Raw genomic sequence first — 16,812 nt, forward strand, 5'->3', positions numbered from 1 at the left:
ATTAAATAAACCGAATCACTTGTTTTGAGTGATTTAGGTCAGTTAAATACTGCTCTAATACCATGAAATGACTTAGGTCATTAGACAGTGAATTTCTCTCTAATTCAATCTCTCCAAAATAACTTTCGATTACTTCAAAAACTTCGTTCACTTTAGAATCAAATTCAGCCCTAGTATACTCAACATAAAGAACGCTATGCGCTAGACTATCATTCTCACAGTTGAAATACTCTAACTGTCTTAATACTGTTAAGAATAGATTAGGTTCCTTTATTTTTCGATTCAATTCCAAAGCTTTTGTTGTTATGACAGCACCCGACATATCGATAAAGAAACTTTGATTAACATCTCCTGTTAGGTCAGTGATTTGTTCTGAAATAGCGGATTTTTGTTTCTGACTAAAATGACCAGCCAAGCCTAAATTTTCTGAAGATAGTATATCTTGAAAAAGGTACTTAGTCCCTTGATTACCCGATGGAATCGTATAACTAAAGTCCGATTGCTTTGAAAAAAAAGATAGGTTAAGGCCATTGTAATATCGATTTATAGCAGCTACTACTACCGATTCCTTAAACTCTTTAAGCTTATGCTCTAGAGTTGCTTTAGCTTTTGAGACAGTATTAACATCGCTAACGGGTAGTTCTTTAATTAAGAAACGATAACGTCTATCGTAACGTTCTAAAAATCCAGCCTTAACGAAAAAGTCCATGTCATCATCGATGTTTTTCCACTCTTTAAAATAGTGCTTAATCGGTTTTAGAGGCAACTCTGTCTGATTGGTATCTGTATACCAATTAAATAATTTTGTTAAGTAATTAATTTGCTCTGTCGTTAGCTTGGGACATTTCCCACCTAACTGCATTAATTTATAAGTTATCATTGTGTTAATTAGACCTCTTTATCAAAAGAACTAGCATCCTAATGGATGCTAGTTCTTTTTCCATTTTATTTAAACGCTTCTGTTAATTGTGGCACAACTTGTTTTTTTCGTGATACAACACCAGGTAATTCAGCTGTGTTATTTGTTAAAGTTACATTGAATGCTGCTTCAACTTTATCTTGTCCTTCACCATTTACTAAGATAACTGAGTCGCTATCTAAGATATTTGTGATAACTAAGATAAATAAATCATAGCCTTCTTTTTTATTTTCGGCTGACATTGCTACTTCAAGTGCTTCTTGACGCGCTAATACTTCAGAAACATCTACAGTATTCACTTGTCCGATACGAACGCTCTTAGTCCCCATTGGGAAGCTCTTAGCATCCATAGATAATAGTTCTTCTTCTGATTTAGTACTTAGGTTTGTTCCTGCTTTTAACATTTCTAATCCATAAGATTCCATATCTACTTCAGCAATAGCTGCTAATTCTTTTGCAGCTGCAACATCTTCATCTGTACATGTTGGTGATTTGAATAATAATGAGTCAGAAATAATAGCTGATAACATTAAGCCAGCGATTTCTTTAGGAATAGCGATACTGCGCTCTTTATACATTTTTAAGATAATTGTGTTTGTACATCCTACGGGCTCTGCACGGTAGAATAATGGATTAGCTGTTTCAAAATTAGCAATACGATGATGATCAACAACTGCTAAAACTTCAACCTCTTTAATATCAGAAACACTTTGTTGTGCTTCATTGTGATCAACTAGCATCACTTTATCTGTTTCGTTACTTGCTGTTTCAATAACACGAGGAGCCTCTACTTTAAAATGATTTAAAGCGTACTCTGTTTCTTCGTTTACAGTGCCTAGTGCCACTGCTTCAGCATCTACGCCTAACTCTCTTTGTAAATGTGCGAATGAAATAGCAGATGTAATGGCATCTGTATCTGGATTTTGGTGACCAAAGACTAATACTTTTGACATATGAAAAACTCCCTTAACCAATAATTATTTTTTATTTTTCAAACGAGAAATATAATCCTCGTCTGTAATATACTTATTAAATACATTTAAAAAGTGACTAATTCGCGGAACATTAAGCTTTTCCTTACGATAAACAAAAGCTAACTCCATTGCTATAGGTGGTTCAAATGGAATCGCACGTAACTCGCCTTCTTTTTCATGCGCTTGGAAAAATGAACGAGGTAATGCAGTATTTGTTCCTGTTTCATTACTAAAGCGGAACATCTGATTAGGTTTTGTAAAATTAGCGACACTTTCAGGGCGACCAACTTCTTGACTTTCAAAAGCTGTTTGAATAACTTGAGATACAAAATAGCTTTTCGGATAAGTGACCCACGGAAAAGCTTGCGCTTCTTGATAGGTGATTGTTTTCTTACCCTCAAGATTTTCATCATGATGTAAAAACAACAATTCATCCTTAATAATACGAACTGACTCATAGCCTTTCCATTTATTAAGAACGCCATCAGGAAGATAAAGAATTGCAATATCAATTTTATTTTTTTCTAGATACTCCCAAACTTCCTTACGACCTACCATAAATAAAGTTACGGCAACATCCGGGAATTGCTTGAAATAATCTGTTATAAAATCTGTAAAAACACAATCCTCAACTGAAGCTGATATTCCTATAGTTATTTTACCACGTGTGCTTAAATTTTCATCATGAATTTTTTCTGAAGCCTCAATCAATGTATCATAAATTGATTCAATAGCTTCTTTCATTATAACCCCCGCTTCGGTTAAGCATAACTGTTTACCCACGGTCTGAAATAACGGAGATCCTAATTTAACTTCAAGTTTTTTTATTTGCTGGGTTAATGCTGGTTGCGAAATGCCAAGTAAATGAGCTGTTTTAGTATAGTTTAAAGTATCTGCCAACTGTAAAAAATAAGCAAATGCCCGTGATGAAATCATTTTATTTGGATGTTCTTTCATAAACAACCTTCCCTTCTATAAAAAACTAATATAATACTATTATACCATAATTTTTATTAGACAGTACATATGGTTGGATTTTTACTATATTGCTAGAGCTAATTTCATTTTCCAACAACATACATAACTTTATTCTAGTTATAAAAACTATTACATATGTTCAATTTTAAAAAGCATAATAATATACTTAAGTCTTTTCTAAAAATTCCCGGAAAAACCCACGTCTTAATCATTAAAAAAATGATTATTTCTATAAGAGTCAAGAATCCTACCGATAATAAAGAGTGGTTATATTTAATAAAAAAAAACTATGAAAAAAGGATAACCTTTCTTTCATAGTTTTTTTATTCAGCCTATTAGTCTTCATAAACAACGATAATGTTTGTATAGTTATCTCGACCTATAGAATGAGTTAGCTATTTTATATTACCAACCAACTGTAACTACTAAATCTTGTATAACAGTCGCCTCTTCTGAGTCAGTAATTGAAATTGTAATTGGATAATCACCTTCAGTGAAGAAATCGATATCTTCAAATCCTTTAATAATCTCAATTTTATCAGTAATATCTCCATCTTCAAGATCAATTGCTTTTATAGCAAGTCTATCAATTAATTCTTCTTTAGATAGTTCTGTATAAGGATCAACTTTAAAAGTTCCGATAGTTAATACTGGGTCTTCATTGAATGATACTCGTTTACCTTCACCTTCAATTTTAGCATCTGTTGAGATGTAATCATCGAATTTAGAGTTAGCAATCTTAAGATCAGTTACACCATTATGGTAAGCTGATAAATAACCGTGGTTATAAGTGTTGTTGATTGTGAATTCAGTCATTTTTTTGTTGTTGTAAACTGAAATATAGCCTGATCCACCATTAACGTTAGTATCTTGGATACCCATGTATTCTAACGCTTTGTTGTTGTATACACTTAAGTAACCTGATTTGTTTGATACAGCTGTACCGATAACTTTAATAGTTTTTAATGTTTTGCTGTATGCAATATCGATTAATTCAGTTTCACAGTTTTCAAAACCTAAGATTTCAATTTCAAATTTAGGTGAAACGAATGAAATTGTAGCGTCTACTTTGATATTTTTGAAAACAACTTGTAATGCATTAGAAATATCAACAGTATGTTTAGGTCCTTTTTTACCTTCTGAAGCTAAAGTATAAGTGAATTCTTTTTTACCATCTTTAAGAGATGTCATAACATCACCAGCTGGTACTTCGATAACTTCTTTAGAGCCATCTTTTTGTTCAATTTTAATTTCACCGATTTTGTTAGCGTCATATTTAACTGAACCAATTTGACCATCATTTTTATTGTTAATGTAGAAAACAGCTTTGTCGCTCATTCCACCTGAAGTTAATTGTCTTTGATATTTACCGCGAACAATTGAGTTACCTTGAAAGTCTGTGAAATAACCTTTAGCATTGTTGTCGCCACGAACGTCATCTTTAATAGTAGAGTTAGAGATTAATGAAGACTCTAAAGCATGGTTATCATAGATACGAACATCAGCATTGAATGTTGAACCTTCAACTTCAAAAGTTGTTAATTTTGGCGCTGAGTGAATAGCTAATGAGTAATCAGTAGCTCCGAAAGTAGAGTCTTTAACTAGTAATGTATCTAGGTTTTCTAATACTGAGAAGTCAGTACCTTTTTCAAAATTAACACCATCTAACATAACTTTTTCTACGCTATCAGTGTAGAAAGGAACTAAGTTTTTAACTGTAATACCTTTGAAGATGATTTCTTTAGGGTTATTAATTTTAGTTTTTGTTTTACCGATTTTAACGTCTAAACGATCGTTATGACCACGAACTTCAATTTTTGTATCTTTAGGGATTTCTAAAACTTGTAATGAACCATCTTCTGCTACATAAGTAATAGCTGAATCTTGTGCTTCGCTTTCCATCATTTTGAATTTATTTACCATTTCGATGTTAGCTGTTGCAGCACTTGCTACAGTTGTATTTGCTACTGAAAGAGCAGTAGTACCTAAGATTGATGCTAACATTAAATATTTAGCTGTTTTTGACATAATAGTTTTTTTTGACATATTGTGTTGCCTCCTTCGTTTATCTGTAATTAATATAGCATGTTTTATTATTGTATTTTTTTATAAAATTTTTTGAAAAAATAATTTTTTTAAAAAAATATTTTCTCTATTCCACAAATATAAACAATATGTTCTCTTTCTGAATTTTATTGATATATATGACTACTGACTGTTTAAAACTAAAGAGGTTAAAATAAAATACAAAAAAATAACAGTAGCTATCTTTAGCTACTGTTATTTTTATTTATATGTTTGTGTTTCAAATCCCTTATAATCATCAACATGTAATAATTTCTTAGCATTTTCTACACGGTCTTTTTCAGGAGGGTTAATTCCTTCTAGTGGATATGGAATACCTAACTCTTCCCATTTGAATTTACCCATTGTATGGTACGGAAGTACTTCGAATTTGTCGACATTTTTAAGCGTCTTAACAAATTCATCTAAGCGAATTAAGAATTCATCATAGTCTGTACGCTCTGGAACTAATACGTGACGAATCCAAACTGGTTGCCCTTTTTCTGATAGGTACTGAGCCATTTCAAGGATATTATCATTAGGTTGATGCGTCAAACGTTTATGTCCCTCCGCATCAATATGTTTAATATCAAATAAAATTAAATCAGTATATTCTAAAAGTTCTTCAAATTCACTAATAAAAGGTTCTTCACGAGTAAATGGTTTACCACATGTATCTATAGTAGTATGAATTCCTAAAGCTTTAGCTTTCTTAAATAGGTCTGTTAAAAAGTCTAATTGCAGTAGTGGCTCTCCTCCACTTACCGTAATACCACCTTTTTCACCCCAATAACTGCGATATTTAAGTGCTTCCTCGATCATTTGATCAGTTGTTACCTCTTTACCAGTTCCGATTTCCCAAGTATCTGGATTATGACAGAACTCACAACGCATACGACAGCCTTGCGTAAAGATGATAAAACGAACACCAGGTCCGTCAACGGTTCCGAAGTTTTCTGTTGAATGTATACGCCCTACTACAGGTTTAGTCATTTTAAATCCCCATCCTTATTATAAAAGGGATGACTAGTTAGTCACCCCTTTAAAATTATGTGTTTATTATAACAGATGTAACTAGAAATTACATGTGGTCATGTGAAGTTCTTGAGATAACGTCTGCTTGTTGTTCTGGAGTTAAATCACGGAATTTAACTGCATATCCAGATACACGAATTGTTAAGTTAGGATATTTTTCTGGGTGAGCTTGCGCATCTAATAATAATTCATTAGTAAATACGTTCACGTTTAAGTGGTAGCCACCTTTATCAAAGTATCCGTCCATAACGTTACGTAAGTTGTTAATACGAGTTTCGTCGTCTTTACCTAAACCGTTAGGGTTGATTGTTTGAGTATTTGAAATACCATCTAAAGCATTAGTGTATTGTAAACGAGCAGTTGAGTTTAATGATGCTAAAAGACCATTTTTCTCTCCTAGGAATTTACCATCTTGGTAAGATGGGTTAGCTCCTGGTGCTAAAGGTTTACCAGCACGACGGCCATCAGGTGTGTTACCAGTAGCTTTACCATAAACAACGTTTGAAGTGATTGTTAATAATGATGTTGTAGGTGTAGAGTTACGGTAAGTATGTTGACGTTTGATTTGAGTCATGAAGTAATCTAAGATCCAGTTAGCAGTAGCATCTGCTTCTTCTTGATCGTTACCATATGTTGGGAACTCTTTAGTTGGTTTGTAATCAATTGCTAAACCATTTTCGTCACGGATAACTTCAACATCACCATGTTTAATAGCCATTAAGCTATCAGCAGCATGAGAGATACCAGCGATACCTGTTGCGAAAGTACGTTTTAAATCTGAATCCATGAATGCTAATTGTGGAGCTTCATAAGCATATTTATCATGCATATAGTGGATAACATTTAAAGTGTTAACATATAATTCAGCTAACCAATCCATGATATCTTTGTAACGTTCGATGAACTCGTTGTAGTCTAATTTATCGCCAGTCATTGGACGGAATTTAGGAGCTACTTGAGCTTTTGTCATTTCGTCAACCCCACCGTTGATTGCATAAAGAACAGCTTTAGCTAAGTTAGCACGAGCTCCGAAGAATTGCATGTCTTTACCCATAACTGTTGAAGATACACAACAAGCAATAGCACAGTCATCTGATCCCCAGTTAGCGCGTAATAAATCATCATTTTCAAATTGGATTGATGAAGATTCTTTAGCAATTTTAGCAGCATATGTTCTGAAACCTTCTGGCTCTTTTGAAGAATATAATACTGTTAAGTTTGGTTCTGGTGATGGTCCCATGTTAGTTAATGTATGTAAGATACGGAAATCGTTCTTAGTAACTAATGAGCGTCCATCTAATCCCATACCAGCGATTGATAAAGTAGCCCAGATTGGGTAACCAGAGAATAATTGGTTGTACTCAGGAGTACGAGCGAATTTAACCATACGTAATTTCATGATTAAGTGGTCGATCATTTCTTGAGCTTCGAATTCAGTGATAACACCGTTTTCTAAATCACGTTGGATGTAGATATCTAAGAATGCTGAGATACGTCCGATAGACATTGCAGCACCATTTTGTGATTTGATTGCAGCTAAGTAACCAAAGTATAACCATTGGATAGCTTCTTTAGAGTTTACAGCTGGTTTAGAGATATCGAAACCATAGCCTGCTGCCATTTCTTTAATTTTTCCTAATGCACGATATTGTTCAGAGATTTCTTCTCTTAAACGAACAACGTCATCAGTCATTACTTTGTTACCCGTATTAGCATGATCTTTAGCTTTTTGAGCCATTAAGTAATCAATACCATATAATGCTAAACGACGGTAGTCACCGATGATACGTCCACGTCCGTAAGCATCTGGTAAACCAGTGATGATTTTGTTTTTACGAGCTGAACGCATTTCAGGCGTGTAAGCATCGAATACACCTTGGTTATGTGTTTTACGGTAGTCAGTGAAGATGTGAGTCATTTCAGCATCTGCTTCGAAACCATTTGATGTTAAAGCGTTATTAGCCATGTTAATTCCACCGAAAGGCATAAATGCTTGTTTAAGTGGCTCATCAGTTTGTAAACCAACAATTGTTTCTTCTTCTTTAATTAAGTATCCTGGTTCGTGTGATGTGATAGTTGCAGGGATATTAGTATCCATGTTGTATACACCATTTTTTTCATGTTGAACGTCGAATAATTCTTGTAATTTAGTCCATAATTTGTCAGTACTTGGTGCGATAGGCTCTAAGAAACTATCATCTCCAGTGTACTCAGTGTAGTTCGCTTGAATAAAGTCACGAACGTTTACTTCTTCTTTCCATTGTTTACCTTTAAAACCATTCCATGCTTCCATTAAATAGGCCTCCTTAAAATTATATGATATAAATCATATGTAACAGGTTTATAAACATAGTATAACACAAGATAAAAAAATCACAATAGAAATGTTCGAAAAAAAATTATGTGAAGCATTTTATTATGTTGATAACGCTTCTATCCTTTTAATATCAAGGTTTTTAGTTTGAAAAAAAATGTACAAACACAAGCTAACTCATATGGAATATAGAGTGAAACATGTCACTAACTGTGTTATAACAGTTGTGTTTTTGTCTGAATATTCTATAACAGATAAAATTTTCTATATAAAAAAAGCAGCCCTTTTACAGGCTACTTTTTACTAATCTTGTTTTAAAATAACAGATAACTCTGTCTTCACTTCAAATACTTCGCCATCTTTTTTCTCATCCCCTAAGAATGAGCCATTAGATGTACGGTCACTTAATGGGAAGTCCATCTCTCCTACTAAGTAACGAGTATTATTTTGTGTAGTCACTTCGAATTGTGCGCTATGGCTTAAGCCCATAAAGACAAGACGATGTGGATGACTCTTCAATTCTCTAATCATCATCAAGCCGCGCTTAGCTCGTGATAAGACTGGCATCTCTTGGGTTACCATTCTCTTCACTGCCCCACGTTGCGTGATTAATGTAATAGCTGTTTTAACATCTGGTTCAATGAGCACGCCATTTACAACATAGTCAGCTTCTTTAAGATTAATTGATTTAACCCCAGCAGCTCTTGCTCCCACTACTGGTACTTCATTAATCGGGTAACGTAAACCAAATCCTAAATGTGTCGCAAGTAATACATCATACTCTATAGCTTCTTCTACTAAATAACAGTTAACAATTTCTTCATCATCTGCTTTTAAATTCATACACAATGTCGGACGGCCTTTATAAGTGCGCCACGGTGCGAAATCAGTCATTTTACTTTGTTTAATTAAGCCGCCTCGGCTAATGAAGATAAAGTTTTTACTTTCAGACAGTTTTTGATAATCAAAGACTGCTAAAATATGCTCATCTACAGCCAAACCACTTAATTGAGTTGATAAATGTTCACCAACATCTTTCCATCTCAAATCAGGTAATTCATGAACTGGACGATAAATCATATTCCCTTTATTCGTCACCATTAATAAATGATCCAGCGTGCTTAACTGTTTAGCGAAAATTAGCTCATCGGTTTCCTTCATGCCAATTTCTTCAGGACTAGATGCCCCGAACGAACGCATGCTACTACGTTTCACATACCCTTCTTTCGTTACAGTTGCCATGACCTCTTCTTGAGCAATTAAGACTTCTGTATTGACAACTATCTCTTCAATCTCACTTTGAATGACTGTAAGACGAGGAGTCGCAAAGTTTTTCTTCACTTCTTTAAGTTCTTTTTTCAGAACACTTAATAACGTTGTTTCATCACTAAGAATAGCTTGTAACAATGAAATTAAGAGTGACAGTTCTTCTGCTTCCGCCTCTAGAGCTGTAATATCAGTATTGGTTAAACGGTATAATTGCAGTGACACAATCGCTTCTGCTTGTTCTTCAGTAAATTGATACTCTTTTACTAAATTAGCCTTTGCATCGCGTTTATCTTTACTCCCACGAATCGTAGCAATCACTTCATCTAAAATAGATAAAGCTTTAATTAACCCTGATACAATGTGTTGACGTTTTTGAGCTTTAGATAAATCAAACTCACTACGACGACGGATAACATCACGACGATGAGCAATATACGCTTCTAAAATACGTTTCAGACCAACTTGATGTGGACGTTGGTTATCAATTGCGACCATATTGAAGTTATAGTTCACTTGTAAATCCGTATTTTTGAATAAATAATTTAAGATACCTTCAGCATTTGTATCCTTCTTAAGCTCTACAACAATTTGTAAACCCGTACGGTCACTTTCATCTCTGACTTCAGCGATACCATCTACTTTTTTATTCAAACGAATTTCATCCATCTTCTTAACAAGACTCGCTTTATTAACTTCGTATGGAATTTCGTTAATAACAATTTGTTGTTTGCCGCCTTTAAGGGGTTCAATCTTCGTTACTGAGCGTAAAACAACACGACCTTTTCCTGTCTCGTAAGCTTGTTTAAGTTCTTTCTTCCCTTGTAAAATGGCACCAGTTGGAAAATCAGGTCCTGGGATATACTTCATTAGTTGATCTAATGTCGCTTCAGGATGGTCAATCAAATGAATCGTACCATCAATGATCTCACCTAAGTTATGTGACGGAATTTCTGTCGCATAACCTGCCGAAATCCCTGTTGAGCCATTAACTAATAAGTTAGGATATTTTGCAGGTAATACAGTGGGTTCTTTCGCTGTATCATCAAAGTTCCAGACAAAATCAACTGTTTCTTTATCAATATCTTCTAATAGTTGGCTACTTAGTTTTGACAAGCGTGCTTCTGTATAACGCATTGCAGCAGGTGGGTCTCCATCCATACTACCATTGTTACCATGCATTTCAATCAGAACATCACGTAACTTCCAGTCCTGACTCATACGAACCATCGCTTCATAGATACTACTATCCCCATGAGGATGATAGTTACCCATGATATTACCGACTGACTTAGCCGATTTACGGAACCCTTTATCAAAAGTATTTCCGTCTTGGTCCATCGAGAACAAGATACGGCGCTGTACGGGTTTTAATCCGTCACGAATATCTGGTAGCGCACGCTCTTGAATAATGTATTTTGAATAACGACCAAATCGATCGCCCATTACTTCTTTTAATGCTATATCTTGAATATCATCACGTGGATTAGTCATTATAGATTTGGCCTCCTTAATCCTCTAAATCAAACAATCTAATTTCTTCGGCATCCTTATTATCTGTATCTCTATAGTTCTCAATAATAACACGTTCAGAAACAGGTGCTTTATCAGCATCTACTGGTTTATTAATATTTTGTGTTTCTTCTTCATCAACATGTTCTAATATACTGCCCTCTTCCTCTAACGTAAAGGCAACGTTATTTTCAATCCATGTTCGACGACGTTCTACTTTGTCACCCATTAATGTTGAAACAATACGTTCATTGCTTCCTGCTTCACCTTCGTCTTCATCTAATGTGACACGAATAAGAGTTCTAGTCTCTGGGTCCATTGTTGTCTCCCATAGCTGGTCAGCATTCATTTCACCCAACCCTTTGTAACGTTGAATCATATAGCCTTTACCCATCTTAGCGGTACTTGTAGCAAGCTCTTCATCGGTCCAAGCGTATTCAACTTTAGCTTTTTTACCTACACCTTTTGAAATCTTATAAAGTGGTGGTAAGGCAATATAAACTTTGCCAGCTTCTACTAATGGCTTCATGAAACGATAGAAGAACGTTAGAAGTAACGTTTGAATATGAGCCCCATCAGTATCGGCATCGGTCATGATAATGACTTTATCATAGTTACAATCTTCTAAAGAAAAATCTGGGTCAATGCCCGCACCAATTGTATAAATCATAGTGTTAATTTCTTCATTTTTTAAGATATCTTGTATCTTAGCTTTTTCAGTATTAATAACTTTTCCTCGAAGTGGTAAAATCGCTTGGAATTTTCTGTCACGACCTTGTTTAGCAGAACCACCGGCAGAATCTCCCTCCACTAGGTATAATTCATTACGTTTAGGATTACGAGACTGTGCAGGTGTTAATTTCCCTGATAATAATGACTCGCCCTTACGTTTTTTCTTACCAGTACGGCTCTCTTCACGTGCTTTACGAGCAGCATCTCTAGCTTCACGTGCCTTAATCGCTTTACGAACCAGCATTTGACTCATTTCACTGTTTTCTTGTAAGTAGAAGACCATTTGTTCGCTTATTGTTGATTCAACAACAGATCGAGCAAGAGGTGTTCCTAATTTACCTTTCGTTTGGCCTTCAAACTGTAGTAAGTTTTCTGGTATACGAACAGAGATAACAGCTGTTAAGCCTTCTCTAAAGTCACTACCTTCTAGGTTCTTATCTTTTTCTTTCAAAAGACCAACTTTACGAGCATATTCGTTAAAGGTTTTAGTAATAGCCGTTTTCATCCCAACTTCGTGAGTACCGCCATCTTTTGTCCTAACGTTATTAACGAACGACAAGATATTTTCAGAATAGCCATCATTATATTGGAAGGCACATTCTGTTTCGATGCCTTCTTTTTCACCCGCGAAATAAATGACAGGTGTTAAGTCATCTTTCTCTTCATTTAAGTAAGAGATGAACTCTTTAATACCTTCTTCATAATGGAAAACTTCAACCACTTTTTCTTCTGGACGTTCATCAGTAATTGTGATTTTAACGCCTTTTAATAAGAAAGCTGACTCTCTTAAACGTTCTGCTAAGGTATCATAAGAAAATTTAGTAACAGAGAAGATAGAGTCATCTGGTAAGAAGTGAATATAAGTTCCATTCTTCTTACTTGTTTTGCCAATCTTTTCAAGTGTGCCTGCCGGTTTCCCACCTTTTTCAAACTCTTGTTTATATTCCATGCCATCTCTGACAATCTTAACGGTTAACCATGAAGACAAAGCATTCACTACACTGGCCCCTACTCCGTGAAGTCCACCAGATGTTTTATAGCCACCTTGACCAAACTTACCTCCGGCATGTAGAACTGTGAATATAACTTGTACGGTCGGAACACCTGATGCATGCATCCCAACTGGCATACCACGACCAAAATCCTGTACGCTAATACTATTATCTTTGTGAATCGTTACTTCAATTTCATTACCATGACCTGATAGTGCTTCATCCACTGCATTATCTACAATTTCATACACTAAATGATGAAGACCACGACCATCTGTCGAACCGATATACATACCGGGACGTTTTCTAACTGCTTCTAGTCCTTCTAGGACTTGTATGGAAGCATCATTATAATCATTCGTCACTTTTTTACTCATTATATAACTCCCTTGCTTCAAGCTTTTATGCAACAAGTCGTGCACAACTAACGTAGTCTAGGCTACACCATTCTTTATCATACTCTAAAAAGGATGAATTTAAAAGAGAAACCTTGCTACTTCGGTGAATTTAATACAAACTTAGAAATATTTTACTCCTATTTTCTTTATGTTTCCTTCTCTATATACGGTATAATGAACTAACGATTAAAAAGAAAGAAGGGGTTTTATGAAAAAAATACTAGTATTTGGTGGCACTCGCTTTTTCGGTGAAAAAGTTGTGGCCTCGTTTCTACGCTTAGGCTACCACGTCACTATCGCCACCCGAGGACTGACACCTGATTCATTTGGGGATACAGTCAATCGTGTTGAAATAGACCGTTCCAATGCCGCTCATCCTGCTTGGAAAGAATTGGCTAATACCCATTGGGATGTTGTCTTTGATAATATTTGTTTTACAAAAGAGGATGCTGAAATTGCATGTACCTATTTAAAAGATGTCTCACACTACCTCCTTACCTCTAGTCTTGCGGTTTATAAAGGAATAACACCTGATAGTGGATTTGTTGAAACTGACTTTGATGCAGCCACACACACCTTTGATAGCACAACTCCTGTTGATTACGGAGAGGGGAAACGTCAAGCTGAACATTATTTCACTCACAACTACTCTAACCCGGTTACCTTCTTAAGATTCCCAGTGGTTCTAGATGATGATGATTATACTGAACGTTTGCATTTCTACCTAAGAGCCATCAAAAAGAATGAAACCATTAAGTTTCAAAATGACAATGGACGCTTCTCCTTTGTAAGAGCATCCGAAATACCTAATATGCTTCAGTTTATCGTTAGTACTCCTATTTTCGGGCCATTAAACTTAGCATCTAACCAAATCTACACAACAGATGAGTTTATTACACATCTAGGAGTCGCTACAGAACAAGAAGAACTGTCTATCTCTTATGAAGATACTAACTGGGAAGAACTCTCTCCTTTTGCTAAATATCCCAATCCCATGTCTGTAGCTTTGCTTATGCAGTATGGTTACCCCGTAAGCGAGCTTGATGACTGGTTACCTGCTTTGATGACACGTCTTTATAACAAACTTAAATAATAGCTATAATTGACTATACTAAAAAAACTACTTACTTAGCATGACCTCTTAAGTAAGTAGTTTTATTTATACAAGCTGAAATATAATTTCAGGTAGTATCTAATTAGTAGTACGGATACTTGCTTTGGCAATTCCTAATGGTGTCACAAATTGCGGGTAATCTGGACGTTCAACAGGCATCTTTAAATATTTTGAAAATGTCGGTACAAAATCCTCAAAATAACTTGCTCCCCCAACCACATATAACGGTTCAATGGGGTGTTGTGCCAACATACCTTGTGTAATAGCTGCCATTTTATCAACAACTGGCTTAATAATAATGAAATTTGTTTTTTCTTTAGACTTATCTCGCTTCAATACTTCTGCCTCTGGTACGGTAATACCATAATAGCCAGCTAGAACTAACGACATATGAGCACCACCTGTGGGCTCATCTAAGCTCAAAACGACTTCACCCTCTTCGATAACACTAATACCTGTTGTTCCCCCACCTACATCAATAACAGCTCCGTGAGTCATATTAAGTAAACACGCTGCTGCTTCTGGTTCATCGATAACACATGTTACCTCTAAACCTGCAGATTCTAAAACATTTGATACTACTTTTTTATCATTACCAATTGTCCCTGGCGGAATTGCTGTAGCAGCTTCTGTGATTTCTAAACCAAGAACCTCTTCAGCGTCCCTAACCAAGCGTGACACAATTTGAACCGCTTCAACATAGTTTACAACCAATCCATCACGAATGACTTCAGCAAACTCGAAACTCCCATAGACAGGAGCATCATTTTGATCTAATATCGCTAAAACGATAGAAGATGTTCCTAAGTCAATTCCGACTTTTAAAGGCTCACTTTTATTGAATTTACGACATTTTTTTGTATTAACAATGCTATTAAACTCTTTAAGAAGACTATTTGCTTTTTGTAAATCAACCATTAGTTCACCACCTAATTTCTACGAATTCCAGTCAGCAGGGTAAGTTACATACACAAAACGTGCATCCCCTTCAACTGAGAATTGAATAGATGTATTTTTAGGGATTAAAATAACTTCCCCTGGACCTGCTGAAATACGACGACCATCAATAATGATTGTTAATGTTCCATCAATAATATAATCGATTTCATCATATTCTAAAGTCCAATCAAATGTTGTATCTTTCATGACCATAAGGCCACAACCTAAACGAGGGCTTTCCTCAAGTGTTACTAAGTCTTTACAGTAAACTTTATGTGCAGGATTACCTGTGTCTAAACGATCATCTTCGTTAACTTCTAGCATTGGTAATTTTACTGATAAAACACCACTAGGGTCAACTGTTTTAGTTAGACTTGAAAGACCTGAAAATTTCTCTAAAAGTACTTCGCGAACTACTTTTTCAATTAACTCTCTACTTTGATCTGCCATTATTAAGCCCCTACTTTCTCTTCATTTTTAATCATACGATTAGCCATGAACATTGCAACGAAGACAGCAGTGATACCACCAACTAATTTACCTACGATCATTGGGAAAATCATTTCACGAGCGACACCCGCTGTAAATCCTAAATGATCTCCTAATACAAATGATGCTGATACAGCAAACGCAACGTTGATGATTTTCCCACGAGCATCCATATCTTTCATCATTTGGAACATTGGAATACTATTAGCCATCGTTGCTACCATACCTGCAGCCGCAACTTCATTCATACCTAATACTTTACCTAATCCCATTAAAGGTTTTTTGAATACTTTTGTGATTACGAACACTAAACAGAATGCTCCTGCTAATGTTAAAGCAATACCACCAACAGTACTAATACCTTCAGCTACTGGTGTAATACCTGGTACTTTAATCCCTACTAATGGGTCTAACGCACCGATTACTAAACCGACAATAGCTACCATAACAACAAATTTACCGAAAACAGTAAATCCTTTAATCATTGCCTCTGGTTTGAACCAAAGTCCAGCCATAACTAATGCAGCAACGATAACGATTGGTACTAAGTTTTTAAGAATCATTATAACAGGGAAACCTGCAACTAAACCACCAACAAAAGCGCCAACTGGAATTGTAATCATTCCTGATAAAACACCTGTCGCTAAATATTTATGGTCTGTTTTTTGAATAATACCTAAGGCTACTGGAATTGTAAATACGATAGTAGGTCCCATCATAGCACCTAAAATTGTACCTGCGAAAAGTCCAGCTTCTTTAGTTTCAGCCATTTGTACAGCTAATGGGAAACCACCCATATCATTTGCAAGTAATGTTGTTGCAAACATCGCTGGGTCAGCACCCAAGAACTTGTATACTGGAACAACAACTGGTTCTAAAACATTAGCCAATACAGGGGCTAATGTGATAATTCCGACCATTGATAAAGCCAGAGAACCCATTGCCATAATTCCTTCTTCGAATTGTTCACCTAGACCAAATTTGTTATCTAGACACTTATCAATTCCTCCCAGAATCATGAAAAAAGCAATAATGTACATAATAATTTCATTGATACCCATTTAAATAAAACCCTCCTCTTATTAG

At 35.4% G+C, this 16,812-nt stretch carries 12 protein-coding genes; 1 reads left to right on the plus strand and 11 read right to left on the minus strand.

Features of this window, described 5'->3' with window-relative positions:
* Position 1 precedes the first annotated feature (1 nt).
* The 8 genes from CBF31_RS01815 to parE form a co-directional block, all read right to left on the minus strand.
* Positions 2-880, minus strand: a complete 879-nt coding sequence (locus CBF31_RS01815) for a DUF1803 domain-containing protein (protein WP_126830385.1) — start codon at positions 878-880, stop codon at positions 2-4.
* 65 nt (positions 881-945) lie between these two features.
* Entirely contained in the window at positions 946-1,872 is a 927-nt protein-coding gene (locus tag CBF31_RS01820) for a manganese-dependent inorganic pyrophosphatase (protein ID WP_126830386.1), read from the minus strand.
* 24 nt (positions 1,873-1,896) lie between these two features.
* The gene (locus CBF31_RS01825) at positions 1,897-2,850 is read right to left on the minus strand and encodes a LysR family transcriptional regulator (protein ID WP_126830388.1); all 954 of its coding nucleotides are present in this window, start codon (positions 2,848-2,850) and stop codon (positions 1,897-1,899) included.
* Positions 2,851-3,276: 426 nt separating this feature from the next.
* Positions 3,277-4,917 (minus strand): hypothetical protein, encoded by a 1,641-nt coding sequence (locus CBF31_RS01830; protein ID WP_126830390.1) that lies wholly within the window; start codon positions 4,915-4,917, stop codon positions 3,277-3,279.
* 240 nt (positions 4,918-5,157) lie between these two features.
* A complete protein-coding gene (pflA, locus tag CBF31_RS01835) occupies positions 5,158-5,928 on the minus strand; it encodes a pyruvate formate-lyase-activating protein (RefSeq protein ID WP_126830392.1) in 771 nt (256 codons plus the stop codon).
* A gap of 88 nt (positions 5,929-6,016) precedes the next feature.
* On the minus strand, positions 6,017-8,263 hold the full coding sequence (gene pflB / locus CBF31_RS01840; RefSeq protein WP_126830394.1) for a formate C-acetyltransferase: 2,247 nt from the start codon (positions 8,261-8,263) through the stop codon (positions 6,017-6,019).
* A gap of 324 nt (positions 8,264-8,587) precedes the next feature.
* A complete protein-coding gene (gene parC, locus CBF31_RS01845; protein WP_126830397.1) occupies positions 8,588-11,044 on the minus strand; it encodes a DNA topoisomerase IV subunit A in 2,457 nt (818 codons plus the stop codon).
* Between the two features lie 16 nt (positions 11,045-11,060).
* The gene (gene parE, locus CBF31_RS01850) at positions 11,061-13,163 is read right to left on the minus strand and encodes a DNA topoisomerase IV subunit B (protein ID WP_126830399.1); all 2,103 of its coding nucleotides are present in this window, start codon (positions 13,161-13,163) and stop codon (positions 11,061-11,063) included.
* Positions 13,164-13,392: 229 nt separating this feature from the next.
* Between parE and CBF31_RS01855 the strand changes: the two genes are divergently transcribed.
* A complete protein-coding gene (locus CBF31_RS01855) occupies positions 13,393-14,277 on the plus strand; it encodes a Rossmann-fold NAD(P)-binding domain-containing protein (protein ID WP_126830401.1) in 885 nt (294 codons plus the stop codon).
* Between the two features lie 99 nt (positions 14,278-14,376).
* Here CBF31_RS01855 and eutJ read toward each other — a convergent pair whose 3' ends face one another.
* From eutJ to eutH, 3 genes are read right to left on the minus strand one after another with little or no spacing between them, the layout of a single operon-like run.
* Positions 14,377-15,216, minus strand: a complete 840-nt coding sequence (eutJ, locus tag CBF31_RS01860; RefSeq protein WP_126830403.1) for an ethanolamine utilization protein EutJ — start codon at positions 15,214-15,216, stop codon at positions 14,377-14,379.
* Positions 15,217-15,234: 18 nt separating this feature from the next.
* On the minus strand, positions 15,235-15,687 hold the full coding sequence (locus CBF31_RS01865) for a cupin domain-containing protein (RefSeq protein ID WP_126830405.1): 453 nt from the start codon (positions 15,685-15,687) through the stop codon (positions 15,235-15,237).
* 2 nt (positions 15,688-15,689) lie between these two features.
* Positions 15,690-16,787 carry an ethanolamine utilization protein EutH gene (gene eutH / locus CBF31_RS01870; RefSeq protein ID WP_126830408.1) on the minus strand — a complete coding sequence of 366 codons (1,098 nt, stop codon included), beginning with the start codon at positions 16,785-16,787 and terminating at the stop codon, positions 15,690-15,692.
* Positions 16,788-16,812: the final 25 nt, after the last annotated feature.

The organism is Vagococcus fessus (genome assembly GCF_003987565.1).
GTDB classification, from domain to species: domain Bacteria; phylum Bacillota; class Bacilli; order Lactobacillales; family Vagococcaceae; genus Vagococcus_D; species Vagococcus_D fessus.